Below are 7,161 nucleotides of genomic sequence, written 5' to 3'. Positions count from 1 at the left end.
TTTTAAATATATTTTATAGGAATTTTAAAATAACTAGGTTATGCAAGAAGTCTAATGAATATAGATATTAGAGAATATCTTATTAAGGAAACAGATTTTAACAATATTACTCAAAAAGAAATTAATAAAGTTATGAAAATTATTAATGAAAAAACACGACCGAGTTTAGGTTGATTGTCCTCCAAAGAGGCATTTTTACAAAATATTCAGTAATTAAATTATTAATTTTAGATTTTTAACAAAAATCATTTTTCGTGATGCTGAAATAACTACATAATTTAAAAAAATATTTTTTTTTGAAAAAATAGTTGCAATTTTTAATAATAAAATATATTATTAATTTAATAAGGGTTAAAAATCCTACTTGCATCTTTACTTTACAAAAAATAAATTATGATTTTAAATAATTACTATTTTTAAATTCAACCATAATTTGTTGACAAAGATCATCAAACTGTGAATAAGAAAATGAATATCAATGAACATTTGTTAATTGATTTTTAAATCATGTTATTTGTTTTTTAGCATAAATTTTATTAGCTTGAACCATTGTTGCTAATGTTGCATCATATGAAAGCTCGCCTTTTAAATAACGAATAATCTCTGGACAGCCAATAATTTTCATACTTTGTTTTGCTGAATCATAATTGCAATATTTATATGCTGTTTCAACTTCAACAAATAAACCCCGCTCTGTTAATCGTAATACCCGTTCAGATAAATATTGATACAGTTCTGTTTTATCTGGTAATAACCCAATAATATATGGTTCAATATATCATTCATTACGGTGATGATCATTAACTGATTTTAATGTTCCGGTTTGGAAATAGTATTCTAATGCTCGCCAAACACGTTTTCGATTATTAGGATGAACTTTATTACTCTCTTGCGGATCAATTGCTGCTAATTTTTCTCACAAAGCATAATTAGAAATATGTTCATATTCTTTTGTCTTTAATAAATCACGACCCTGGTCAGAAAATTGATAATTTTTTAATAGTGCATTAATATACAACCCACTACCACCAACTACAATTGGAAGCTTATTTTTAGTTCATAATTGAGCTAATATTTTTCGCCCTTCTTGTTGATACATCTTAATGGAATAATTCTCCTTTAAATCAATTGTTGATAATAAATGGTGTGGAATACCAATTTGTTCAGATGGTGTTATTTTATTTGTTGCAAGATTTAACCCATTAAAAATTTGAGTAGCATCAGCATTAATACATTCCCCATTAAAACGCTGAGCCATCTTAATTGATAAATCAGTTTTACCACTTCCTGTTGGACCAACAATTAAAATAACTTTTTTCTGCACCATCAAAACCTCACTAATTTCTTTATAAATTTTATCGGATAATTCATTTTTTTCAAATTAAAAAACTAACATTCAACTGTTAGCCTTTACTTTATTTTAAAAATAACTCTGAACCGCTTTAAGTGCTTGGGTGTAGAGTTACTGATTTATATAGCGGTTAATAACCCCAAACACACCTTAACGTTATAATAAACGTAGAAAACTGTCCTTGCGGACAATTATATTTTATCATATTTTATTTCTTTTTAGAAAAAATGGTAAACCGCATTTATTCAATTCCTAATAAATTAGAAATTACAAAACTTCCGATTAAATAACTAGAAACTGTTCCATAGATATTTGCAACAACTAATTTAACTCCAATTTTTTGTTCAATTGGTAAAATTGGTAAGTTTTCAAAAATATTTTCGTTACTATTAACAACAGGATGGCCATCAACAAAATATTTGGTTCATTTTTCAGGATCTCAGACCGTAAAAGTTAAAGTGATTCCTGCAATATCATGACTAATAATATTTTGAATGCTTTCTTTATCGTTTTTGTTGCTATATTCTTTTCAAATATTTTTTAATTGAACATTATAATGTGTCTGCACTTTTTGCAAGTAAGTGTTAAGTAAAACATAATAAAAAATTCCTTGATCAAATTTTGTGTTTTCATTATAATTTGCGCTAGTAGGATTTAAAGTCCATGAATGAGAATCTTTAAATCAATCTTTTACATTTTCACTACGCAGTTGGTCAACATATAATCAACGTTTTTTGTCATATAAATCTGATTTTTCTGAAATTGGATTATCATAATAAGATACTAAAGTTTCTAAATCAGTTACTGTTTTATTTTTACTTGTTTGATCTAAATATCAATTATATTTCTCAACAACCGTTGGTCACGGCTGACTTCTTAAATCTCGCGATGACAGTAAACTTTTTTTCATATATTCTAAACTATCTTTTGCTAAATTTTCTTCACTATGAATTTTTTTTAATTGCGACATAGTTAGTTGCATTTGTTTTAAAATATCTTTGTTTTCAATATTAATATTCATAATATTTTTTTTTGGGAAAAAAGTTGGTTTTACTCATGTATCAAGATTATAATCAAATAATGTGTTAACCTTACTATTTTCATCCAAAACAAGGCTATTAATAGTTTTCTTAGTATTTTCTAAAATTTGATTATCTGAAATATAAGGTAAATCAGGGATTGGATTACATCCAATTGTGTATGTTACCGGAGCAGCTAAGATGCTAATTGCAGCAAAGACACTGAACAATTTTTTCATTCCTATTTATCTCCTTTACCAAGAATTTCACATTTGGTATTGTGTAATTACAAATAATAATATATCATTTTTATAAAAAACAAGATTAAATTATCTTTTTTCTCAAATTGGGTGAACTTCGTGATCTTTCATCATTGTTGTTTTAATAATTTTATCACTTTTAATATTCATTGGTTTTTGAAACTCTTTTTTATTGTCTGTTTTGGTAACACCTTAGACTGCTGCTTTTCAATCATTTAATGTTCCTCGTCGAGCTTTTGCATTTTTTCAATGCATTGCTAAACAATTATTAACTTATAATTTACCGCCTTTTTCTAGTGGCATTAATGGTTCAATCACTCATCCAAATTCTGTTTCTTGATTTAATTCTCCCATTTTAATAAAAGCTCCTGCAATATCACGACGATAAAGTAAATTATTACGACGACCACCACGAGCAGTATTATCTCAAATTGCACGAATTTCTGGTTCTGATAATTTTGAAAGATATTGTTTCTTCATAAGTAATCCCCTTTTTAAATTAGTATTTTTTAACTAACAGAAGTAATTATACACTATTTTATGTTATTTTCAATCTCTTAACAAAGAACGGTATCCTCTTTGTTCAAAATAAAAAAAGATAATAAGATAAATATTATCTTTTTTTAAATCAAATATTTTTACAATAAAAATGTCTTTTAAATTATTTTGATATAAAATAATCTTATTTTTCTATTCCGATGTCATCTGTATCTTCAACTTGCCCTACTAATTTATTTAAGGCGTCTTCTTTTTCGTGTAATAACAGATTATTAGCATCATCAAGTAATTCTTTGTATTTATTTCCTTGGTCTTTATTAACAAAAGGAACATTCTCATAAATTGGTGTTTCTTGTGAACATGCTAATGTTGGTGCTACTGATTCATTAACACTTTTTTTATTTTCTGAATTTTGTCAAAAACTAGGTGTTTGATAAAGTAAGTCTATTTGTTCAAAGTATCTAATATTTATGCATGTATTTATTAACTCATTTACATCATTAGAAATCTTACTTAATATTTTATTAGTTTCAATTTTATTAAAACCAATTTTTTTAAAAAATTTATTAATGCTTTTTTTAATTGATTTATAAGTTTTTTTTAATGCTCTTTTAATTTCTGCAGTAATTTCCATTCTGTTTTTCTTTCTTACTCAATTAAGGCAATTTATTTTAAACCATAATACTTATTTTTTAAAATCATATACGGTTTTTATTCTATAACATTTAATTTAAATTAGCAATAGATTTTAAATTTATCATACTAGTTAAAAATCAAATTATTGCTTTATATAAAATAATAATAAATAAAAAACAATTTATAAAAAGTTGATTTATTGTTTTTATTTTTTTAAAAAATAAGCAAACTTAAATTCGATTAAAACTAAAATTAGATTTATCAAATTTTTGTTTTTTTTTTTGTTTTTTGTTTTCATTTTTTATTACCTTGGGTATTAAATTTCTTTTTTGCATTAGATTGGTTCTTTTTATTATCTAAATATGAATACTCATATTTAAAACTATTATTTTTTTGATTAAAAGTTGCTTTTTTATTACTAGAACTAATGTTTTTTGTTCCTTGTGGTTTTTGTTTTAAATCATATGTTGTAATATCTAATAACTCAATTTTTTTCTTTTGATATGTACCCAAATGTTGAATTTCTCTTAAATCATTACGATTTGAAACAATTGATATTGCTACACCAGTAGCACCAGCACGTGCTGTTCTTCCAATCCGATGAATATAACTTTCTCGTTCTATTGGAATATCGTAATTAATAACATAATCAATATTATCAATATCAATTCCTCGTGCCGCAACATCAGTGGCAACCATAACTTGTACTTTACCATCCCGAAATAAACGCATTGCCTGCCCTCGTTCATAACGACTTTTATCACCATTAATGACACAACAAGGAATACCATTGTTTGTTAACATTTCAGCAATTTTATTAGTAAAAACTTTTGTATTTGAAAAAATAATACTTCGTTTTGGTTGCAAATGTTTATATAATGCTATTAAAACATCTTCCTTATGATAAGACAATGCATTTACATATTGCTGTCTAATATTATTTTGTTCAATAACATTTTTTGTAACAACAATTTCAACAGGATTATTTTGATAGTTATTAGCAATTTCTAATACTTGTTTTGACATTGTTGCTGAAAATAATAATGTTTGATATTGTTTAGGAGCATTTTGAAATACTTTATCAAGATCATTTTTAAATCCCATTTTTAACATTTCATCAGCTTCATCTAAAACAATTGTTTTAATTTTATCTAATCGTAATGTTTTACGATTAATATGATCAGCAATTCGTCCCGGAGTTCCCACAATAATATTACTTTTTCGTAAAGCATAAATTTGACGTTGGATATGTGAACCACCACAAATTAAGGCTGCATTTACACCTTCCAAATAAGTTGCTAATTTTCGAACCTGGTCAATTATTTGGCTCGCTAATTCATGGGTTGGGCATAAAATAATCGCTTGTGGTTGTTTTAAGTGCGTATTTAAGTTTTGTAAAATTGGCAAAATAAAAGCTACAGTTTTACCAGTTCCCGTATGACTTTTACCAATAATATCTTGATTATTAAGAGCCACTGGAATAGCTTTTTCTTGGATTTCAGTTAGGTTAGTATAACCCATTTTAACAATCATTCGCTGTAATGCTGGGTATAAATTTAATGTATTAAAATTCATTTAGTCTCCTTTAAAATTTAGTATAAATAGTTTAGTTGTTTTTTTAACATTACAGCTGTTGAATTTACATATTAATATTATTTTAGATAACAGAATAAATTAAAATTTAACAACTTATTAATTATATCTTAAAAACTTAATAAAATAAAGCATTTTTCCTAGAAATTAAAAGGAATGAATCCTATTGAATACAGAAAATCATTCCTATAACTTACTTTCTATATGTCTATTTTTTAACATATTCATAAATTGCTTTTTTTATTTATTTTTAGATAAAAATCTTAAAATGGTCATCAAGTTTTTAAAAACTGAACCGTTGAAGATGCAGTATTCTTTGTTGTATCAATCACTGAATTAGCAAAACTTTTCGCTTCATAAGGATGATTGTAAACATAGTAGCCAACTGCGCCAATGGTTGCTGAACCTAATACTATTCCTATTGATCCTGGCGCAAGTCCAAATAAAGCACATACTAAACCATTAGTAAATTGACCTATTACTTGTCCTAATATTCGTGGTGCTTTTTTTAGCTCTTTATAAGCTAAAACTGCTCCTTTTTTAATTCCTGTCTTAATATTTTTACCGTGAGTTTTTAGAAAAATTTTAAAATTCTTACCCTCTTTTTTTTGCAAAGGTTTTAACAGCAGTTCCTGTTTTTTTCATTCTTTGTAAAGTATTTTTACCTATTTTTTCAATACTTTTACCCTTTTCTTTTAAAAATGTTTCCGCAGTGTTACCAATATTTTTCATCCGTTGGAATCCACCATTAACAACTTTTTTACTTTATTAGTTTTTTTTGTAAAGAAGTTTTTAATCCCATGGTTTCTTTTTACAATATCTTTAATACCAGTTTCCGATATTTTTTCAACTTTATCTAGTCCTGTTTCAATAGTTTTAGGCGGGATAATTTTTTTACCAAGGATTTTTTCAGTTGCAACAATTTTGTTTACAACAGTTTTTTCAGTCGCTTTAAGCTCTTTCCCAATTTTTTTACCAAGACTTTTAGCATCTGTTTTAAATTCTTTATATGCTTTTTTAGTAAAATTCTGAAATTTTTTCAACATTTTAAAACCAGAATTAGTTTTAACTTTAGATGGTTTCTTATCTGAATTTAATAACGAGTAAACATTTGATGGTAATAATTCTGAATTTGATATATCCCCAATAATATCTTTCATAATAAATTCTTGTGATACAGTTTGATTTGAAGGATTTAAAGCAGGAGTTGCCATTAATGCCCCACTTAAGCCGCTGCTGCTAAGTCCTAATGCCCCAAAAATAACTATTAGTTTTTTCATATTTAATTATCCTTTCTTATATAAAATTATCGTGTTTTAAAAATTGTTATGTTAAAAAGATAGTCAATTTTTTAAATAATCTGTTGTTGTTGAAATATAATGTTTAGCATTATTAACAGCTTTATTTGAAAAAGCTTTAATATCATCTCAATGTGTGCAAGTATAATATCCACCATATATTACTAATGCAATGGCTGTTGCTACCCCTAATGCTGTTGTTGCCACTGTTCCTAATGAACCAGTTAAAAGACGACTTTCAATTGTTTCTCCTACGGTAATACTGTCATAACTCGCTTCTGCAAAACCACTTTGAATTGTTTCTGCAATAATATTTTCGGTATCATTTTCACCCATTATTGCATTAAAAATTTCTTGCAAATCATACATTGAAATTATTGATGATTCTTGATTAAAATCTTCTAATATTTTGCTTGAATTAGTAAGTGAACTATCCATATTATCAAGTTCATTTTTCATATTTTCAATTTGTTCACGGAATGAATCATTTCATAAATTATCATTAT

General features: G+C 26.0%; 10 protein-coding genes. 1 reads left to right on the top strand and 9 read right to left on the bottom strand.

Annotation, left to right across the window (positions count from 1 at the left end; genetic code table 4):
* The first annotated feature begins 54 nt into the window (after window positions 1-54).
* Window positions 55-213, top strand: a complete 159-nt coding sequence (locus tag EHU54_RS03530; RefSeq protein ID WP_400248974.1) for a hypothetical protein — start codon at window positions 55-57, stop codon at window positions 211-213.
* A 178-nt stretch (window positions 214-391) separates the two neighbouring features.
* On the opposite strand, the gene miaA is transcribed toward EHU54_RS03530, so the two are convergent.
* The 9 genes from miaA to EHU54_RS03485 all read right to left on the bottom strand — a co-directional run.
* Window positions 392-1,327, bottom strand: a complete 936-nt coding sequence (miaA, locus tag EHU54_RS03525; protein ID WP_400248973.1) for a tRNA (adenosine(37)-N6)-dimethylallyltransferase MiaA — start codon at window positions 1,325-1,327, stop codon at window positions 392-394.
* 265 nt (window positions 1,328-1,592) lie between these two features.
* The gene (locus EHU54_RS03520) at window positions 1,593-2,609 is read right to left on the bottom strand and encodes a hypothetical protein (protein ID WP_400248972.1); all 1,017 of its coding nucleotides are present in this window, start codon (window positions 2,607-2,609) and stop codon (window positions 1,593-1,595) included.
* A 294-nt stretch (window positions 2,610-2,903) separates the two neighbouring features.
* Window positions 2,904-3,110 carry a hypothetical protein gene (locus tag EHU54_RS03515; RefSeq protein ID WP_400248971.1) on the bottom strand — a complete coding sequence of 69 codons (207 nt, stop codon included), beginning with the start codon at window positions 3,108-3,110 and terminating at the stop codon, window positions 2,904-2,906.
* 202 nt (window positions 3,111-3,312) lie between these two features.
* Entirely contained in the window at window positions 3,313-3,762 is a 450-nt protein-coding gene (locus EHU54_RS03510; RefSeq protein ID WP_400248970.1) for a hypothetical protein, read from the bottom strand.
* A 260-nt stretch (window positions 3,763-4,022) separates the two neighbouring features.
* Complete coding sequence (locus EHU54_RS03505; protein WP_400248969.1) at window positions 4,023-5,339, bottom strand: DEAD/DEAH box helicase; 1,317 nt, start codon at window positions 5,337-5,339, stop codon at window positions 4,023-4,025.
* Window positions 5,340-5,620: 281 nt separating this feature from the next.
* Window positions 5,621-5,971, bottom strand: coding sequence for a hypothetical protein (locus EHU54_RS03500; RefSeq protein WP_400248968.1), 351 nt, complete (start codon window positions 5,969-5,971; stop codon window positions 5,621-5,623).
* On the bottom strand, window positions 5,952-6,089 hold the full coding sequence (locus tag EHU54_RS03495; RefSeq protein ID WP_400248967.1) for a hypothetical protein: 138 nt from the start codon (window positions 6,087-6,089) through the stop codon (window positions 5,952-5,954). The genes EHU54_RS03500 and EHU54_RS03495 overlap by 20 nt, the downstream gene beginning before the upstream one ends.
* Complete coding sequence (locus tag EHU54_RS03490; protein WP_400248966.1) at window positions 6,053-6,637, bottom strand: hypothetical protein; 585 nt, start codon at window positions 6,635-6,637, stop codon at window positions 6,053-6,055. The genes EHU54_RS03495 and EHU54_RS03490 overlap by 37 nt, the downstream gene beginning before the upstream one ends.
* A gap of 51 nt (window positions 6,638-6,688) precedes the next feature.
* A partial coding sequence (locus EHU54_RS03485) for a hypothetical protein (protein ID WP_400248965.1) occupies window positions 6,689-7,161 on the bottom strand: 473 nt, incomplete at its 5' end.

The sequence above is a fragment of the Spiroplasma sp. ald genome (genome assembly GCF_044714355.1).
GTDB classification, from domain to species: Bacteria; Bacillota_I; Bacilli_A; order Mycoplasmatales; family Mycoplasmataceae; genus Spiroplasma; species Spiroplasma phoeniceum.
This window is presented reverse-complemented; position numbering and strand designations above follow the sequence as displayed.